Consider the following 19,079-nt stretch of genomic DNA (forward strand, 5'->3'; position numbering starts at 1 on the left):
TATCATTCTCCTTTCTGTTTCAGATAGTCGTCATGGTATTCCTTCAGGAGATCCAGAATGCGGTTTGCAATCTTCTTGTATGCTTCATCCGGCAGATTGGCCTGCGATACGCGAAGCGTTCCGGACGGCGCATCAAAGCCGAGACCTTCTACGAGGACGACGCCTTCTTCATCCGACATACGGAGCAGGAAATCGATCTGTTCATAATTCTTTTCCAGGTATTTCCTGAAATCCTTGTCATACTTCTGTTCAGCAATCTTGTAGACGTCAAGGATGGTGTAGTACTTCGCATTCGTCACGCTGTCATCTTCCTTGATGCCAAGTGTGCTGTAGAGCGTATGGTATCTGGCCGATACGATTTCGTCAGCTGTCTTGAAGTACGGATCCTCGCCGTCTGCCATGAGGTGCGTCAGGGAGAAGAGGCCCATGAGAGCCTGCTGCGGCGTGCTTAGACCGCTTGTATGATAGAGGCCGATGGAGCGGCTGTCTGCACAGAAACGGTCGATCATCAGCATCTTCCTCGGTTCCATCGTGACAATGGAGTAGTCGGAATCAAGCACTTTTTTCTCTTCTTCCGGAAGCTTTGCCAGGAGCGCATTGAATACATTGTCGTCATGAACGGCAATGACACCAAGGCGCCAGCCCGTTGCGCCGAAAAGTTTCGAGAAGGAATAAACAAGGACCGTATTGTAAGGAGCCACACCGTAGACGGATTCAAAGCCCTCTACGAAGGATCCGTAAACATCATCGGTGATGACGATCAGGTCCTTTCTCTGGTCCATGATCTTCTTGAAACGTGCCAGAGACTCCTTGCCGAATGCATGAGAGCCCGGGTTCGACGGATTGACGAGGAAGAATGCTTTGACCGACGGATCGAGCAGCTTGTTCATTTCCTCTTCCGGAATCTCCCAGTCATTATCCTCGCTTGATGCTACATTGATTTCCGTCATCTGGAAATTGGTCAGGCGCGGAATCTGGATGTAAGGCGACCATATTGATTGCAATATGGTCGCCTTCCTTCAAAAGCCCGTTGTGCTTCAGGGAATCGAAAATGTAAACGATCGCAGCCGTGCCGCCTTCCACCATGAAGAGCCTGGTATGCTGGGCAAGGCCGGTTCCCGGATACAGCGTCTTTTCCAAGTATGCATTGACGATCTTTTCCATGTTCACGAGCGAGCGGCTCGGCACTGGATAATTGTTGCCTACAATCGCATTCTCAAATTCCAGGATGACTTCCTTCCTGTTGAGATGGAGCTCTTTTTCCGCATAATCCATCGCTGCGCGGATGAAATCATTCACTTCTCCAGGTTCCTTGAAATAGGCGTCAAACCGCCCTTCGATGCCTTCCCCATCGATCCATCCTGCCAGAGTGCCCTTGTCCATCGTACGCTTCGACTCTTCCACACCAAATTCCATCAGTTTGGCAAAAGCCAGGCGGCTGATCGAATTGATCCAGTTCGGATTGCCGCGTCCTGCATTCAGGAATGTCTTGTGCTTTTCGTTCACCTCGGCCATAGCCAGCATCTTGCTGCTGACTTCAAAGGCTCCCAGCGTCTCCATTTTCCGTTCGTATGCTTTCGTAATCATATGCATGCCTCCTTTAAAAAATGCAGTGTCTATCCCCGTGCATTACCCGAGACAAGGAAGGATGGGCGGACTCCCTCTATCCGCAAGACTCATCCTTCTATCTATTCTAATTATACTATTAAATATTTAAATCTTTGATAGAAACGAGGTTTAGATAGTATACAACTTATTGATAGCATCGTTTGATTTATAACAAAACATATGATTGCTGTTTTGGGAAACGAAATAATGATTTTTGATGGAAAAGCATTCCCTCTCCGTTTTGCCTTTTAGAAATAAATTTCAGCATAATTCATGCTAACTGTACATGATTCGTACATAAAATGGACGCAAAAAAGCTGTGAGAGCAATTGCCCTCACAGCCTGGCTGCAATACCATATTATGCTTCTTTCGATGATTCTTCCATTTTTTCCTTTGGCACTTCTGCGCTGAAGTCGGTCGGATCGGTTCCGTACTTATCCAGGAATTCATCCATCGGGATCGGCTTGGAGAAGTAGAATCCCTGCATGTAGTCGCAGCCCATTTCTTCAAGGCCCTTGACCATGGCTTCTGTCTCTACACCTTCTGCCGTGACTTTGAATCCAAGGTCGTGGAGCGTCTCGATCAAGCTTGGGAGATAGCCGTCCGGCTGATCGAAGTGTTTCCAGACGAGCGACAGGTCGATCTTGATGCCTTCGAAAGGAATATCCTTCATGCGTCCTGCATTGGAATAGCCGGCACCGAAGTCATCAAGGACGAGGTCATACCCCAGGCGCCGCAAAGCTTCGATCTGGCTTAAGCCCACGGAATTGACCGCGCCCTTTTCCGTCAGCTCCAGGCGGATCTGGGATACCGGCACATGGTAAGCCCGGAGAATGTCATTCAAATGCTCGGCAAGCGTACGGCTCAGGCACTGGACAGGCGACAAATTCACATGGATCCAGTCCATGCGGCATTTCTTCATGCCTCCGTCCCTGATGAAAGCGCATGTCTTCCGCAAGACCTGCTTGCCCAAAAGGTTGCCTCCGCCGATGGCCGATGCCATATCGACGAATTCATTCGGCCCTATGATTGAACCATCATCATCCTTCATACGTACGAGCGCTTCAGCACCTGCCAGGCGTCTTGTGCCGCATTCGACAATCGGCTGCAGATAGACTTCGAGAGAATCTTTCCGGAGCGCTTTTTCAAGGATGGCACGTACATGGAACTGCCTCTGGACACGGTGCTGGTATGCTTCATCAATCATGACATCATCCTGCCCAGGAGTATTAGCAACCTCAAAGGCAATGCCGATGACCTGTTTCAGTTCATTGACCGTATTGAATTTCAGCTTATTGTCGAGCATGCAGCATTCCACGTCAAAGTAAGCAGTCTTTCCGTCCTCTCTCCACGCATCCCTGAATCTTTCATGCACCTTCTCTACCGCTGCACGGATATCCATGACAGATGTGGAAATGACGAAGAAACGGCCGCTTCCCATGTAGAAGCAGTATTCATCCGGGAATTGATGACGCAGGAAATGGCCGAATTTCCCAAGGAAACTGTCGACGAAATCGCCGCCGTAAGCCATGCGGTTTTCATCATAATCCTTGATGGCAATACCAAATCCTGTATACGTCTTCTTCAGGAGTTCCTTCATGACCATGCGGAATGCTTCGAGGTTCAGAAGCTTTGTCTGATGATCGCGGAGAAGATCCGGATTTCTTACGGTCAGATAAATGATGAAGATGCCGATCGTGATGAAGTAAGAAAGAACGAGCGTATGACGCACCTGCGTGCGGACGTACATGCCAAGGAGCATGATGAGAGCGCAGACCCAGAGCCCTTTCACCTGTGCTTCATTCTCAGGTTCGCGGAATACCCAGGCAGCGATGAGGGAAGCAAGGATATAGAACCCCACGCAGTAGTAAATCCCATTGTAAAGAGGTCCGTCCAGATATCCAAGGATTGGATCAATCGTAAAGAGAAGTCCCGTGAAAGGCGTGAAAAGGCAGATGGCTATCATGAATGCGGCAGGAAACATCAGCACGCCTGTAAGCGCCTTCCCTATATGCTCCATCACATGCATCGTGTAGGCGGCGTACATAAAAAGGAAGTATCCGCAAAGCAGGAATGCGATGAAGAATATCATGTTTGACAAATAGACAAAAGCAATCGGGAGTGTCCGAAATGCTTCGCATGACCATGCTGCAACAAGGTCTGTCGTAAGGGCCGCCAGGTTCGCCCACATCAGGTAGAGGAAGTAGCGCGTATCCTTCAGGGGGAGGCTTCTCCTCTGCATATAAAATATGATGAACAGGGCCTGAATCGGAATCGCAGCCAGGTAGAAGTCCATATCGTAGCTGCCACGAAGGAAATCGATCATAATGAAGTCCCCTTTATATAAATACGAAGAATCATGCGGATCCATCGTTGAGATTTAAAGCGGGATGCCCGTACTTCTAAATATATGCTAGTTTCTATAATTAATTTTACTACTTTCCCCTGTACTTATCCATGATTATTATAATTGTTTGCTTTCATGTGATAAGCTTTACCCATTATATATTTATATAGCGGAAATATTTCCAAATGAAAAATTCCCACACAAAAAGACTGCGGCAGAATGATTTCGCATTTTGCTGCAGTCTTCTTAATACGTATTATATTATTCCCATTCGATGGTGCTCGGCGGCTTGGAGGTGACGTCGTAAACGACGCGGTTGACCCCTGCCACTTCGTTGCAGATTCTTCTGGACATTTCGTCGAGGACTTCCCACGGGAAACGGAAGTAATCAGCAGTCATGCCATCAGAACTTGTTACAGCGCGGATGCCTACGGTGTAGTCATAGGTTCTTTCGTCGCCCTGTACGCCTACGGAGCGGATAGCTGCCGGCAGTACGGCGAAGGACTGCCAGATATCATTGTAGAGGCCATGCTGTTTGATGACGTCTCTGACGATGAAATCAGCTCTGCGGAGGATATCAAGTCTTTCCGGGGTGATTTCGCCGATGATGCGGATAGCAAGACCAGGACCTGGGAACGGCTGGCGGTTGATGACTTCTTCTGGAAGTCCGAGTTCGCGGCCGAGCTGGCGGACTTCATCCTTGAAGAGTTCACGCAGCGGTTCGATGAGTTCGAACTTCATGTCCTTCGGAAGGCCGCCTACGTTGTGGTGGGATTTGATGGTAGCAGCGGTGGCTGTGCCGGATTCCACGACGTCAGGATAGAGTGTGCCCTGGACGAGGAATTTCACGTCTTCAAGCTTATTGGCTTCTTCCTGGAAGGTATGAATGAATTCAGCGCCAATCGTCTTTCTCTTCTTTTCAGGTTCGGTTACGCCTGCAAGAAGGTCCATGAAATGCTTGGATGCATCGATATGGACGAGTTTCATGTTGAATTTGTTTGTGAAGGTGTCGACGACCTGTTCCGCTTCGCCAAGACGGAGGAAACCGTGATCGACGAAAACGCAGGTCAGCTGATCACCGATAGCCTTGTGGACAAGGACAGCGGCAACGGAGGAATCAACGCCGCCGGACAGTGCGCAGATGACGTTGTGATTTCCTACTTTTTCACGGATGCTTTCTACAGCAATATTGATGTAGTTGCCCATGGACCATCCGCCTTCGCATTCGCAGATCTTGAAGAGGAAGTTCTTCAGCATGGTGGTGCCTTCCGGAGTATGAACGACTTCCGGGTGGAACTGTACGCCGAAGAAGCGTCTTGCTTCATCTGCCATAGCTGCAGTCGGTGTCAGGGCTGTATGACCGGTCAGGCCAAAGCCTGCAGGCATGTCTGTAACGGAGTCGCCGTGGCTCATCCATACGGCTGTCTTTTCAGAAACGCCTTCAAAGAGTGCGGAGCTGCCGTCACGGAAGAATTCAGTATGGCCGTATTCATGCGCTTTTGGCTTTACGACTTCGCCGCCCAGGGTCTTTGCCATGAGCTGCATGCCGTAGCAGATGCCTAAAATCGGCACGCCTGCCTTGAAAACGTCCGGATCAATCTGCGGTGCATTTTCCGCATTGACGCTGGACGGGCCGCCGGAGAAAATAATCCCCTTCAGGTTGGGGACCAGAATCTCACTGGCTGGCTTGTTGTACGGCAGGATTTCGCAGTATACGCCGCATTCGCGCACACGGCGCGCAATGAGCTGGGCATACTGTCCGCCGAAGTCAACAATGATGACTATTTCCTGATGCTTCATCTGTTTCCTCCTATGGGAACCTAATCAGTCAAAAGATACAATTCGTATTGCTTATTATATCACATCCGGGAAGCAGATTCACCGCTTCCCGGATGTTAAAAGAATTATTCGTGTTCAAAAAGAGGGAGTTTTTCAAGGAAAATGATGTCGTCTCTCTTTGCTGCATTTCCTTCTGCAAGGATGGCAGCTTCGCCAATGACATGTGCGCCTGCTTTTTCAGCAAGGGCCTTCATGGCTTTCATGGATCCGCCTGTGCTGATGACATCATCAAGAAGGAGGACGTTTTTGCCGTGGAGCATTTCCACATCCGTGTCCATGAGGTAAAGGCGCTGTTTGCCCTTCGTCGTGATGGATTCATCTTCCACCCAGATCGGGTTCTGCATGTATGCTTTGACAGACTTTCTTGCAACGATGTAGCGCTTCATTCCAAGGACGCGCGCCAGTTCAGCTGCAAGGGGAATGCCCTTCGTTTCAGCGGTTATTATGATATCCGTGTCTTTCGGAACCCTGGCAGCGAGTTCTTCGGATGCCTTGGTAACGATCTCCGTATCCCCAAGGATAACGAAGCCTGCAATCGACAATGTGTCGCTGACTGGAAGGATTGGAAGCTGTCTTGTGCAGCCTGCCACATGTAATTCATAGTAGTTCTTTGCCATGATACTCCTCTTTCTTATCGATTATCGTTCGCCCTCTCCTTAATTCCCATTGGGGGAGGCGGGAGCGGGTGTGATGTCCACCTGTACAGGCGGTGTCTTGACGATTTCGACTTTCGGCGCCTCAGTGATGGTCACCTTGACGTCGGAAATATCGTCTTGTTTCTTTGCTGCATCTGGATTTGCCGAAGGCTTTTCGTTCTTTCCATCACTGCCTTCCTTCTTTGAAGGTTCATCCTTTGAAGGCTCCTTAGCGGAATCTTCACCAACAGGCGTATTCTTTTTGGAAACGTCAGTGGAAGATGATTTTACGACTTCTCCCTTTCGCTTGACGCCGCCATCAGCGGCAGGAAGCTTTGCATCATCAGAAGGCGCTGTTTTTCCCAGCGCGTCCTTCTTGGATGCCATGATTTTAGAAATCTGTGATGTAAGGGCGCTCCTTCTCGCATCGTCGCCCATTTCTTCACGGACAAACATGACGGCAAGCGCAGCAGGATCATCGGAGTTTTTGGAAACTTCGCTCCATTTTCCATCCGTTCTCTGTGCCCATACCCTGCCATCTACATCAAAACGGACATGAACCCATGCCTCCCCTGTTTCCTTATCGGAGACAAGATTCATGAGCTTTACCCTGGCTGCCAGGCCGTCCTCGAAGACATCCTCGATCGTCACGGTGGACAGATCCAGGAAAAGTCCCGTGGTGCCGTCATTATAAATGCCGCCTGTATTCTGGATCATGGGATAGTTCTTATCCCCGTTCAGGTAGTAAGGGTCGCTCGCAGCTGCCTCGGAAAAACTGCACACGGCCAGGCAGAAGCCCAGCGTCATCAGGCAAGTCCTGAATTTTCTCATAGGTATCCTCCTCTGGCAGAGATATCCGTTTCACCTCTGCTATTGTACTATAAACGGGCAAGAAATAGTACCTTTTACGGCATGGAAAAAGCAGCGGTCCTGCCGCTGCTTTCCTATTGCTGACTAAGCGCCGAGTTCATCAAGGAGTTCTTCGGATGCTTCCAGAGCCTCGCGGATTTCCGGACAAAGGTCTGCGTCGTCTGTCAGGAAGCGGACTTCCGAGAGAGCGCGAATCAGGCGGGCAATCTGTGCAGTACGGCCGATCAGGATCTTCTGAGCAGGTGTGTACTTCTTCCAGTCATTGCCGGAAGAAGACTGGATGCGGCGGATATCTTCGATGCCGTCTTCAAAGTAATCGGAGAGGTCAAGAAGCGCATCTTCTGCCTGACGGGCTTCACGGCGGATATCCTGCATGCGGGTGCAGAGTCTCTTTACTTCCTGCTGGAATGCCTGCAGACGGATGCCCATTTCACGAAGGGCTGCCGTATCATGCTTTTCAGCAGCTGCAATGTCAAGGCCTTTGATCTGCGGAACAATGGCGAAGGTATCAAGGACGCCTGCGCCGAAGCCTACAGCGTCCATAGCGCCGGTCAGAGTAACGACCGTCATGGCTTTGGCAGACAGGTTTTCCAGTTCCTTCCAGTTCTTTCTTTCCTTATTGAAATGATCAAGTCCGGTCAGATTTTCGCAGTCATGGAAATCTACATTCTCGAGCTGGGAGAACAGGTTCGTGAATTTCTTCATATCGCCGGACATCAGTGTGATCCTGACGCGGTCGAGTTCCCCGAGTTCATCCTGAGCGCGCACCTTAGCTCTGTTGATTCTTTTCGTAGCTCTGCGTCTGGCTCTTTCGACTTCGCCATTGATGCTCTCTGGTTTTGCCGAAGAAGAATTTCCGCTGACGGCGGAGGAAATCATGCGCAGAATAAATGAAATAGACATAACTTGGCCCCCTTCGAAATATGATGATCTGGTATCGTTTCACTTCTATAAATTATAACATATTTCTAAGGAATCATACAGTTCGAATCATATCGTTATATACTTTTTACAATTCAGGGCAATAAAAAACGCCAACCTGAGTTGACGTTTCATTGTGGCGGAGCGAGGGAGATTCGAACTCCCGCACCGGAAACCGGTCTAACGATTTAGCAAACCGTCCTCTTCAGCCACTTGAGTATCGCTCCATATAACTGACTTTAAATACTTTACACTATATGAGGCGATATTGTCAAGTGAAAATTAACCGGTTCTTATAAGACAGATACTATTCCATCATTTTTGTTCTTCATTCTGCTAAGGAGAACGCACTGCTATAAGCGGAAAGAGCCCTTACTTCGAGTACTTTTCAGCAGCTTCCCTGACCCATTCAAAGCGGACAGGGTCGATATCCTTGGGGACGGTGCAGTCTGCGCCTAAGATGACGCCCTTCGTTCCTGCCTTGTCCAGGATTTTCTTCGTTTCTGCTTTGACCTCTTCCTGGCTTCCGCTGTAAAGGACGCCTTCAGGATTGTTATCGAAGCCTCCGATCACGCAGCGGTGATCAAAGATTTCCTCTCCCTTTTCAAGCGGCACGCCTTCAAAAGCGACAGCCCAGTTGACGGCCTTGAACGGATAGTCCTTATACCATGTCAGATCATTGTGGCATCCCATGTAGCCGCAGATATGAAGAAGGTTGTAATCAGATGATTCATTGGCCGCTTCGAGGACTGCCTTTTCCGAAGGCGTGATGAACTCGCGGTACTTTTCATTCGTCATGTCCGGATGCGGGATATTCTGTACGGAAAGGTAGATGCCGTCTGCATGGCCTTCTGTGATGACAGCGCGGGCCAGTGTCGCGATATCTTCCGTCAGTACGGCCATGACTTCCTTCAGAGCTTCCGGATCTTCCTTCATGAAACGGGTGATGACTGTCTTCGCATCGCTTCCTGTCTGCTGGAATTCAATGCATCTTGTGGGCGCGAAAAGATTGTAGAAAACCATGACATCTTTCCCGTACCGCTCTGTCAGGATGCCGCAGAGCTCTACCTGCTTCTGGACCCATTCCGAATCCCTGCCAAGCGGCCTGATGCCGGCAGCATCCCTGATCGATTTCAGATCATGAAGCTGCTGGTGCGGATAGAGGAAGAATCCATCCGTCATGACTTTCATGAAATCCGGATGCCATGACTGGTAAAACGATTCATGGCCCGCCAGATTGTCATTCCATGCTGAAGGATCGGCCAGTGCGTCTGCGTGTCTCTGATCTGCCAGGAAATGATGCCAGAAACCTACCGGCACGCGGTCTGCCGGTCTGCAGTCAAGAGCTGCCTTTACGAGTTCTCTCTTAGTCTGTGCCATATGAAACTCCTTTCAAAAACAGGAAGCATCCCTCCCGGCTGCTTCCATCCCTGCCGTATTTCGGCTTCCCTCTATATTACGCCGCGTCTCGTCCTGCCGCAAATGAAATATGGCATCGGGAAGATTTCCATAAAAAGGGACTGCAGAAATGATGGCTCACCTCTGCAGTCCCTTATCATTATTCAATTCCGTTCATTTTCTTGATATCTGCCAGAAGGTCTTCGGCGGATTCCATGGATTCTTTTTCCCTTTCAGGATTTTCGGTGAATTCCATGTCGATGGCCATGCCTTCATGCATATCGTCGAACCAGGCAGCAGGAATATGGATTTCCTCTTCATCGTCTGTCAGAAGAACGGCGACTTTCCCTTCAATGCGGTCTACAATGGCTTCCTTTTTCATATTAATGCTCCTTTGCAATCTGGTACGTGCTTCCATCCGTTGTGAGTGTGACAGTGCCGTCGCGGTCCGTGCGGAAAATGTGGATGCCTGCTTTTTCAAGCTTCGTCATGGTTTCCTTGTGCGGATGGCCGTAATCATTGCCCTGTCCGCAGGAAATAAATGCTTCCTTAGGAGCGACTGCTTTCAGGAAGGAAGGCGTCGTGCCTGTGCGGCTGCCGTGATGGCCGACCTTGAGGACATCACTCTTCAGGCCAAAGCCGCTCTTAAGGATGGCAGACTCTTCTTCCTTTTCTGCATCCCCGGTAAAGAGCATGGAGAAGTCTCCGTATGTCAGCTTTCCTACAATGGAATTGTTATTGAGATCCGGACGGCCCTTCTGATCCGTGATTTCACTGACCGGTCCTGCCACGTGGAAATCGACGCCGTCAAAGAGAGCAATCGTTTCGCCGGCCTTCGGAATATGGAACGGGATGTTCTTTGCCTTGATATTCTTCAGGTAGGTCTTGTACGTATTCGTATTTGTCGGAACGCCGTCATCATAAATGTTATCAACTTTGATATTGTCGAAGACAGCCTTCATGCCGCCCATATGATCGGCATGCGGATGCGTGATGATGACATTGGATAATTCCTTGACACCGTATTCGTGAAGGTACTTCACGAGCGCCTCTCTGTGTTCGACATCGCCTGTATCGATCATGGCAAACTTGCCGTCCTTCTCAAGAAGGAAAGCATCGCCCTGCCCGATATCGAGCATACGGATAATGAGCTTGTCTCCCGGTTTGGCCGGCGTCTTTGCCGCGCCTGCTGCCGGCGCTTTCGCCGCGCTTGATGATGCGCCGCCTCCCCCACAGCCTGCCAGTGCAAAGCCTGTGACAGCTGCCAGAAGGATGATCATGAATGCTTTTGCTAACTTTTTAAATAAATGCATAAAATCCCCCAGTCTTTAACCCCCAACTACTATTCATCCATTTCAGTGATCTGCGCTCTTGCCTTTGGAAGGAGGCGCGCCAGATCGGTCACGCGGTAGCCTATCGGTGTCGTTTCTGCCGCCAGATCTCCGGCAAGGCCGTGCAGGTAGACGCCGACCGCCGCTGAGGAAGACGGGCTCATACCCTGCGCTGCCATCGCACCGATGACGCCTGTCAGCGTATCTCCCATGCCGCCTGTCGCCATGCCGGGATTTCCCGTCGTATTGACGTAGGATCGGCCGTCAGGAAGGCCGATGACCGTAGGCGCACCCTTAAGGACAAGGACGAGGCGGTTCTTCTTCGAGAAATCGGATGCGGCATCAATCCTCTTCTCCTCGATTTCGGAAGCAGAAAGGCCTGTCAGCCTTGCAAACTCTCCCACATGCGGTGTCAGGATTAACCGGCCCGGGCAGGACTTGAAATCAATCTGCGCCTCGGCGGCTACGTAGAGCCCGTCCGCATCAAGGATGATCGTCTTCTCGAAGTTTTCGATCATTTTCTTCACGAACTTCACCGTTTCCTCATCCCTGCCGATGCCGGGCCCGATAGCGATGACGTCATACGCTTTGGCCTTCTCAAGGGCTGCTTCTGCCATGTCTTCCGTGAAATGCGGACCGTTTCCGATGGAAGAAACCATGATTTCAGGGAACTTCCCTGCCATGATGGGCGCAGCATCGCCTGTCGTGATGATGGCTGTCTTGCCCGCCCCTGCATAGAGAGCTCCCTGCCCTGCAAGGAGTGCTGCGCCTTCCATACCGGATGATCCTGCAAAAATGCCAAGGAATCCGTTCTTTCCTTTATGGGAAATCTGATTCCTCACAGGAAGGAGAGGTGCGATATCTTCCCTGAAAAGAAGACGGACAGGGAAATCCTCGGACGCTTCCTCAGGAATGCCGATCGGCGAGAAGAGAAGCCGGCCCGTATGCTCGCTTCCCGGATAAAGGACATGACCGCGCTTCACGGATCCAAGAGCGACGGTGAAATCCGCATTGACAGCCGTCCCTGCCGGTCTTCCCGTATCCGTCACAAGGCCGCTTGGAATGTCGGTCGAAACGATAAGCGCATCCGTGTCATTGATGATATCGATGAGCGCTGCCTTCTCGCCCTTCACTTTGCTTGCAAGGCCCGTTCCGATCAAAGAATCGATAATGATATCCGCATCATAGAGATAGGGAGCCGCTTCCTCTGCTTCCATCACCTCAATGACAGGAATCCCCATCTTCTCAGCCGTTTTCCGATACATCTTTGCCGACTCTCCCATGTGGGACGGATCCCCCATGAGGATGACAAGGACCCTGGCGCCGGCACCTCTTGCATAGCGGGCACTGACGAACCCATCCCCGCCATTATTGCCCGTACCGCAGACAATGACAGTGAATGCGCCTTCCCAGTCCGTAAACTCTCTCATACGGCTGACGACAGCGCGCCCTGCATTTTCCATCAGGACAGCTTCCGGCAGTCCGTACTCTGTCATGGCGATCTTGTCCAGCAGCCTGGACTCCGCCGTACTTGTCAGAATCATGATTTGCCTCCTGCCATCACGACCACCGCGATGGACATATGATCTTCATGCGAAATGGAAATCGACATTTCCGTGACGCCAAGCTCCTTGGCCCGCTTTTCAAACGTGCCCTTCAGATGAAGCTCCGGCGCTCCCCACTTGGACCATGTGACATAGGCATCCTGCCAGGCCGATCCGAAGATACCGATTCCCAGCGTTTTGCCGGCTGCCTCCCTGGCTCCCCAGAGAGCCGCATAGGACTCAGCCCGCTTTTTTCCTTTCTTTTCGCAATGGGCAATTTCATCCGGCGTGAAAATTTTCTCTGCCCTGGCAGGAAATTTCTCCAGAATCCGTTCCCAGCGTTCTATCTTGACGAGATCTACTCCGACGAATAGCATAAGGTCTCCTTCCGAACCGGAACCTCCGGCTCTTACATTTCTATTGTACAAAAAGACATACTTCGATTCAAACAAAATTTCCCTGTTTGCTCCGACTTTTCCCGTCTTTTCCGCAAAACACCGTGCCTTTTGATTTTTCAGAAAATTTCTTGCCTTGATTGATGAAATATGATAGAATGTCATGGTATGAATAATGCAGACGGGAGGTGAAATCATTGCCACAGATTAAATCCAATATGAAAAGCATGAGACAGGACGCTGCAAAGAAGGCTGCAAATTCTGCTATTAAATCCAGAATCCACAGCTCCGTTAAGAAAGCTGTCGCTGCTGCTGCTACGGAAAACCAGGACGAAGCTATCCGTGCTGCTGTAAGCGTTATCGATAGCGCTGCTCAGAAAGGCGTCATTCACAAGAATGCCGCAGCTCGTAAGAAATCCCGTCTGAACGCGAATGTACAGGCTGCTGTTGCTAAAATCCAGGCTGAAAAAGCTAAATTAGCTGAAGAAGAAGCTAAGGAAGAAGCAAAGGAAGCTTACAAAGAAGCAATGGAAGAAAAGGCTTAATCCTTTTCCGGAGAAAAACCGTAGTGATGGCGCTGCGGTTTTTTTATTGCCTGAAATTGATTTCCCACGAAAAAAGGACTGTGACAAAATGATTGCACATTTTATCATAGTCCCTTTTCAATTGCTTTTATAATTCGGAGTCATCAGCTGCTTCGCTCTGTCTCCAGATCATGAATGTCGAGATGCCGGTCCAGATGAGTGCCAGTGCTACGCAGTACATGAAGATGATGCCTGCTGCATCCGGTCTCAGGATAAGGGCTGCGCCGATCAGGATTTCAATGATGGCCACAGGCATGTAAAGCGAAGAGTGCTTCATTTCCCTTTCTTTCTTCTTCCGGAGTACAATCATCAGGATGCCGCGGAGCAGGATGTAGATGGCGAACATAAGAGGAAGCATGTATGCAACCAGCGTGAATACCATGCTGACAAGCATCCAGATGCCGAATACTACGTCGAGCAGGGCAATAAGCAGATGCCAGAAGGATCGGTAGCCCGGATCAATCTGGAAAAAGCGGATTATCTGAAGCGCGCCGCCCAGAACGAGTACGAATCCGATATACCATCCAACGATCAGAAGCGAGATCTCCGGCTGCAGGATGCAGAATATGCCTGCGCCAATGAAGAGCAGACTCCCGAGTATCAATACAATTGAACCTAACATGATCATCGCCTTCTTCTTTCCGAAACTATTTCTTTATCTATCTATATTATAGAACTTTATCGAAAGTGTTTCCATAGAAAAGAACAAAAAAATAAAGCTCCCATAAATAATACATAAATTACGGGAAGCTTTATTTTTATTGATCAGGTTAATTTCAGCATGCTTTCAAGGTCTGTCGGGTGGAAGGACGGTGTTTCCGGCTTTTCTGCAAGGGCTCTTGTGACGTAGGCAAGGGCGGCGGCAACGCCGGTGACGAGGCCGTCTTCGGCAATGTCGAATTTCGGCGTGTGGTGCGGGCTTCCGCTTCCGACTTCCGGATCATAGATGCCGGTGAAGAAGAAGACGCCCGGGTATGTCGATTCCGTGATGGAGAAGGTTTCCGTGGCCATCCACATCGGGCAGTCCGGATCAAGCGCATCGCTTCCAAGGGCTTCCGTGACGGATTTCCTGGCAAGGTCGACGCATTCTCTCGTATTGACGGTAACCGGGAAGTACTGGTCTTCAACGATTTCTGCCGTCAGGCCGTGGAGCTCAGCAATGCCCTTCGTTACTTTGAGGAAGGTATCACGGAAAGCAAGGCCGTCGTCATTCTTTGTGCAGCGGGCCGTCCCTGCAAACATCAATTCATCCGGAATGATATTTGGTTCATGGCCTGCCTGCACACAGCCGAAGGAGTATGTCAGGCTGTCGGACGGATCGACGGCGCGCATACGGTAGGAACGAAGCTCGCTTGCAATGGAAATGAAGCATTCAATCGGGCTCTGTGCCATATCCGGACGGGATCCGTGGCCGCTCTTCCCGTGAAGCTTTACGCGGAAGAAGTAAGCACCGGCCAGGGCACTTCCGTAAAGGATGCCGACCTTTCCTGCCGGAAGGTTCCACATGACATGGGTGCCGAAGCAGGTGTCGATATGGATCTTGTTGTCACGGAGGTAGCGGAGAAGCGGCGCAATGCCTCTTTCCCCCATTTCCTCAGCCTCTTCGAACATGAAGACGATCTTCCCTTCCCATTCATCCTTGTGCTGGGCAAGGATCTTGGCTTCGGTAAGGAGCATGGCCATATGGCCGTCATGGCCGCAGGCATGCATGACGCCTTCATTTCCTGAAATGCAGACTCTTTCTTTTGCCATATTGACAGGGTCTTCCTTGATGGGAAGCGCATCAATGTCTGCTCTCATGAGCATCGTCCAGCCGGGTTTCCCGCTGTCCAGGAAGCCGAATACACCGCCATGCGGCACTCTGACTGTTTCTATGCCATACTTGTGCAGGAACTCCTCGATGGTATCCATCGTCTTGAATTCTTTCTGCGATAATTCCGGATTTTCGTGGAAATGACGGCGAAGGCTGACTACCGTCTCTTTTTCCTGCCATGCTAATGTTTTTACATCCAAAAGAAATCCCTCCTTAGGGCCAGGCCCTTCTTCTATGGGGCAGCGCCCCTCCTACCTTCTTCTCCATAAATGGAGACAGGAAAGCGAAAATGCGGCAACGACGATGGCCGTTGCGCAAAGTGTCAGAAAATCATAATTTTCATGCAGCCGATACAGGCTGAAGAGAGCCAGAAGGCCCAGAAGCAGTAATCTGAACATATGACCATCTCATTTCTTTTTCGGCTAATATATACTATCATAGCACGCTGATGAAGTGATGAAAATAAAAAGGTCAAAATGAATCGTTTTCAATGACCATTGACGAATCTTCCCGTCATATGCTAAAATAATTCTTGTTGATATGCCGGAGTGGCGGAATGGCAGACGCACCAGACTCAAAATCTGGCGATGGCAACATCGTGCGGGTTCAAGTCCCGCCTCCGGCACCACAGAGAAGATCCCCATGCGGGATCTTTTTTATTGCCCAAAAGAAAACGGGCTGTGACGAAATGATGGCACATTTTGTCACAGCCCGTTTCTGTTTTTCTTATTTTTCGATACCGATGAATTTGTAGTCCTTGTCTTCGACGGCTTTCTGGATATCAGCGTCTGCGACTGCCTTGCTCATGGAGAGGACGGCAGTACCCTTTTCGTGGGATACTTCAGCGCTGTCTACACCGTCTAATGCTTCGAGAGCTTTCTTGACGGTAGCTTCGCAATGATTGCACATCATGCCTTCAATCTTAACTGTTTCTTTCATCTTGTTTTCCTCCTTTGGGAATTCTATTCCCTGATATTCATAATCCGCTTTGGAAATGACATCTTTCATCTCTTCCTCTACGGGTTGTGAGCTGTAAGTAATGGCCACACGCCCGGTCGTGTGATCGGCGCTGGCACTTTCGATGAACGGCAGGGATTCGAGTGCTTTCTTCACATGCTTCTCGCAGTTTTCGCACATCATCCCGCCTACGAGGACGGTCGCCTTTCCTTCATAGGAAGGTTCGTCTTTCAATGTATATCCTGCTTTGGAAATGGCTTCTTCCATCGCTTTCCTGTCCGGTTCCCCGTCAGAGGTAATATCTACCGTGCCTTTCGCATGATCGGCTTTTGCGCTTTCAATGAATGGCAGCGCTTCCAGAGCACCCTTCACATGACGTTCGCAGTTTTCGCACATCATGCCTTCGACATGGAGCACTTCCTTCTTGAGATTGTCTTTAGAAGGAGCGCTTTCTGTTTTCGGTGCTTCTTTCTTCGGAGCAGGGGCTTCCTTTACAGGAACATTTTCCTTCGGAGCCTCCCCGCTGTCTTCCCCATCCTTCATCTTGAAGAAATTCAGACGGAGCGCATTCATGCAGACGGTAAAACTTGAAAGGGACATGGCAGCCGCGCCCCACATCGGGCTCATGCGGATGCCTGGGTAAAGACCGGCTGCAACCGGAATCAGGATAACGTTGTAGGCAAATGCCCAGAACAGGTTTTCATAAATATTCTTCAGCGTCTTTCTGGAAAGGCGGATAGCTGCCGCCACATCCGTCAGGCGCGAATTGATGAGTACGATACCGGCAGAATCAATGGCCACATCCGTGCCTGCGCCGATGGCTATGCCTGTATCGGCACGGGTCAGGGCCGGCGCATCATTGATGCCGTCGCCTACCATGGCAACCCTGCCGCGTTTCTGCAGCTCGCGGATGACTTCTTCCTTGCCGGAAGGAAGGACGCCTGCAATGACGCGGTCAACGCCTGCCTTTTGGGCAATCGTCTTCGCGGTCTTTTCATTATCGCCGGTCACCATGACGGTTTCGATACCCATATCATGGAGCATGCGGATGGCTTTTGCAGAGTCTTCCTTGATTGCATCAGCGACGGCGATCATGCCGAGGAGTTTCTTTCCTTTTTCAAAGAAGAGAGGCGTCTTTCCTTCATCGGCAAGCGCTTCTGCTTTTTCCTTGAGACTGCCAAGGCTTACATAGGTGGAAATATAATCAAGGGATCCGCCATGAACGGAAACTCCATCATCGCTTGCCAGAAGTCCGCTTCCTGAAACGATGCGGAAGTTATCCATAGCACGCGCTTTAAGATTTCTCTTCTCTCCTTCTTCGACGATGGCGCGGGCCAGAGGATGTTCGGATTTCCCTTCCAGAGAGTAAGCAGTCATAAGGAGTTCTTCCTCGCTGACGCCTTCTGCCGGAACGATGTCCGTCACTTCAGGACGGCCGGTCGTAATCGTGCCTGTCTTATCCAGGGCAACGATCTTGACCTTGCCTGCGTTTTCGAGGTCCTCGCTCGTCTTGAAGAGGATGCCGTTCTTCGCGCCCATGCCGTTGCCGACCATGATGGCAACCGGTGTTGCCAGGCCCAGTGCGCAGGGGCAGGAAATGACGAGTACGCAGATCGCATATTCAAGAGCGGTTGCCGTATCAGCACCAAGGAATTTCCAGATGAGGAATACGACGATGGCAACCCCGATGACGGCCGGAACAAAGACAGCGGATACTTTATCTGCAATGCGCGCAATCGGCGCTTTCGTAGCAGCTGCATCGCTCACCATGTGGACAATCTGGGAGAATGTCGTATCTTCACCGACACGCGTTGCCTTGACGCGGATGAAACCCGTCGTATTGATTGTTGCAGCGCTGACGGTATCGCCCGCTCCCTTGTCGACAGGAACGGATTCGCCTGTCAGGGCAGATGCATCGACGGCCGTCTCGCCTTCCATGACTTCCCCGTCGACCGGAATGGATTCGCCCGGTTTGACGACGAAGATGTCGCCAGGCTTGACTTCGCTGATACCGACAGTCACGACCATGCCGTCCCGCTCGATATTTGCTGTTTTCGGTGCGAGTTTCATCAGCCCTTTCAAAGCATCGGTCGTACGCCCTTTGGAGAGCGATTCCAGAAGCTTTCCGACGGTAATCAGGGCCGGAATCATGGCTGCAGACTCAAAGTAAAGCTGCCCGCGGTATAACATTTCGATCGATCCTCCCTGCATCGCAAAGTACGTCATCTTGTAGAGGACGGAGAGCGACCACAGGAAGGAAACGCCTGAGCCAAGAGCGACAAGCGCATCCATATTCGGCGCTCCCTGGAAGAGGGAACGGAAACCGGACGTGAAGAATGCGCGGTTCACGAACATGACAATCAGCGCAAGAATCATCTGCGTGATTCCAAGCCCGATGTAATTTCCTTCGAGGAAGGACGGAACAGGAAATCCCAGCATATTGTGTCCCATGGAAAGGTACATGAGAACGGCCAGGAATACGAGCGAGAGGATGAGGCGCTTCTTCAGTTTCGGCGTCTCCCTGTCCTTCAGCGCTTCTTCCTCGGCTGCGAGCGATCCTTGTGATGATCCGCTCTTGACTTCATTATCCATGGGTTTTGCCCCATAGCCTGCCGCTTCGACAGCGGCGACGACGGAATCAGCACTGGCCGATCCTTCAACAGCCATGGAATTCATCAGAAGGGAGACCGTCACCTTATCGACGCCCGGCACCTTGCTGACAGCTTTTTCCACATGAGCCTGGCAGGCTGCACAGGTCATGCCTGTCACCATGTACTGGCATTTATTTTCTTTCTCACTCACTTGAATCACCCCTTCATAGCGGCCAGGCCGCTGT

Annotated in this window: 16 protein-coding genes, 2 tRNA genes and 1 pseudogene; 2 read left to right on the forward strand and 17 right to left on the reverse strand. The window is 50.6% G+C overall.

The window, feature by feature from the left end; genetic code table 11:
* Positions 1-2: 2 nt before the first annotated feature.
* The 13 genes from OIM03_08555 to acpS all read right to left on the reverse strand — a co-directional run bounded on the left by OIM03_08555 (position 3) and on the right by acpS (position 12,871).
* A complete protein-coding gene (locus tag OIM03_08555; GenBank protein HJI74310.1) occupies positions 3-1,004 on the reverse strand; it encodes a bifunctional aspartate transaminase/aspartate 4-decarboxylase in 1,002 nt (333 codons plus the stop codon).
* On the reverse strand, positions 916-1,587 hold the full coding sequence (locus OIM03_08560) for a hypothetical protein (protein HJI74311.1): 672 nt from the start codon (positions 1,585-1,587) through the stop codon (positions 916-918). The genes OIM03_08555 and OIM03_08560 overlap by 89 nt, the downstream gene beginning before the upstream one ends.
* A 380-nt stretch (positions 1,588-1,967) precedes the next feature.
* Positions 1,968-3,935: an EAL domain-containing protein gene (locus OIM03_08565; protein HJI74312.1), complete on the reverse strand. Its 1,968-nt coding sequence runs from the start codon at positions 3,933-3,935 to the stop codon at positions 1,968-1,970.
* A gap of 282 nt (positions 3,936-4,217) precedes the next feature.
* Positions 4,218-5,756, reverse strand: coding sequence for a glutamine-hydrolyzing GMP synthase (gene guaA / locus OIM03_08570; protein ID HJI74313.1), 1,539 nt, complete (start codon positions 5,754-5,756; stop codon positions 4,218-4,220).
* Positions 5,757-5,860: 104 nt separating this feature from the next.
* The gene (locus OIM03_08575; protein ID HJI74314.1) at positions 5,861-6,412 is read right to left on the reverse strand and encodes a phosphoribosyltransferase family protein; all 552 of its coding nucleotides are present in this window, start codon (positions 6,410-6,412) and stop codon (positions 5,861-5,863) included.
* Positions 6,413-6,451: 39 nt separating this feature from the next.
* Positions 6,452-7,261 (reverse strand): hypothetical protein, encoded by an 810-nt coding sequence (locus OIM03_08580; GenBank protein HJI74315.1) that lies wholly within the window; start codon positions 7,259-7,261, stop codon positions 6,452-6,454.
* A 123-nt stretch (positions 7,262-7,384) separates the two neighbouring features.
* Positions 7,385-8,203, reverse strand: coding sequence for a hypothetical protein (locus OIM03_08585; protein HJI74316.1), 819 nt, complete (start codon positions 8,201-8,203; stop codon positions 7,385-7,387).
* Between the two features lie 155 nt (positions 8,204-8,358).
* Positions 8,359-8,448 (reverse strand) — tRNA-Ser (locus tag OIM03_08590).
* 145 nt (positions 8,449-8,593) lie between these two features.
* Positions 8,594-9,601, reverse strand: a complete 1,008-nt coding sequence (locus OIM03_08595; protein ID HJI74317.1) for a uroporphyrinogen decarboxylase — start codon at positions 9,599-9,601, stop codon at positions 8,594-8,596.
* Positions 9,602-9,779: 178 nt separating this feature from the next.
* On the reverse strand, positions 9,780-10,001 hold the full coding sequence (locus tag OIM03_08600; protein HJI74318.1) for a DUF3006 domain-containing protein: 222 nt from the start codon (positions 9,999-10,001) through the stop codon (positions 9,780-9,782).
* 1 nt (position 10,002) lies between these two features.
* Positions 10,003-10,932, reverse strand: a complete 930-nt coding sequence (locus OIM03_08605) for an MBL fold metallo-hydrolase (GenBank protein HJI74319.1) — start codon at positions 10,930-10,932, stop codon at positions 10,003-10,005.
* A 29-nt stretch (positions 10,933-10,961) separates the two neighbouring features.
* Positions 10,962-12,494 (reverse strand): NAD(P)H-hydrate dehydratase, encoded by a 1,533-nt coding sequence (locus tag OIM03_08610; GenBank protein ID HJI74320.1) that lies wholly within the window; start codon positions 12,492-12,494, stop codon positions 10,962-10,964.
* Positions 12,491-12,871, reverse strand: coding sequence for a holo-ACP synthase (gene acpS, locus OIM03_08615; GenBank protein ID HJI74321.1), 381 nt, complete (start codon positions 12,869-12,871; stop codon positions 12,491-12,493). The genes OIM03_08610 and acpS overlap by 4 nt, the downstream gene beginning before the upstream one ends.
* A gap of 215 nt (positions 12,872-13,086) precedes the next feature.
* Between acpS and rpsT the strand changes: the two are divergent.
* Positions 13,087-13,335 (forward strand): annotated as a pseudogene (gene rpsT / locus OIM03_08620) (30S ribosomal protein S20).
* A 226-nt stretch (positions 13,336-13,561) separates the two neighbouring features.
* Here rpsT and OIM03_08625 read toward each other — a convergent pair.
* The 3 genes from OIM03_08625 to OIM03_08635 all read right to left on the reverse strand — a co-directional run bounded on the left by OIM03_08625 (position 13,562) and on the right by OIM03_08635 (position 15,684).
* The gene (locus tag OIM03_08625; GenBank protein ID HJI74322.1) at positions 13,562-14,095 is read right to left on the reverse strand and encodes a DUF308 domain-containing protein; all 534 of its coding nucleotides are present in this window, start codon (positions 14,093-14,095) and stop codon (positions 13,562-13,564) included.
* A gap of 143 nt (positions 14,096-14,238) precedes the next feature.
* Positions 14,239-15,486: a M20 family metallopeptidase gene (locus OIM03_08630; protein HJI74323.1), complete on the reverse strand. Its 1,248-nt coding sequence runs from the start codon at positions 15,484-15,486 to the stop codon at positions 14,239-14,241.
* 51 nt (positions 15,487-15,537) lie between these two features.
* Positions 15,538-15,684 (reverse strand): hypothetical protein, encoded by a 147-nt coding sequence (locus OIM03_08635; protein ID HJI74324.1) that lies wholly within the window; start codon positions 15,682-15,684, stop codon positions 15,538-15,540.
* A gap of 144 nt (positions 15,685-15,828) precedes the next feature.
* On the opposite strand from OIM03_08635, the gene OIM03_08640 reads away from it, so the two are divergent.
* Positions 15,829-15,914, forward strand: a tRNA-Leu gene (locus OIM03_08640).
* Positions 15,915-16,012: 98 nt separating this feature from the next.
* Here OIM03_08640 and OIM03_08645 read toward each other — a convergent pair.
* Positions 16,013-19,045 (reverse strand): heavy metal translocating P-type ATPase, encoded by a 3,033-nt coding sequence (locus OIM03_08645; protein ID HJI74325.1) that lies wholly within the window; start codon positions 19,043-19,045, stop codon positions 16,013-16,015.
* Positions 19,046-19,079 lie beyond the last annotated feature (34 nt).

This window comes from Veillonellaceae bacterium (assembly GCA_025992895.1).
Lineage (GTDB): Bacteria > Bacillota > Negativicutes > Veillonellales > Dialisteraceae > Dialister.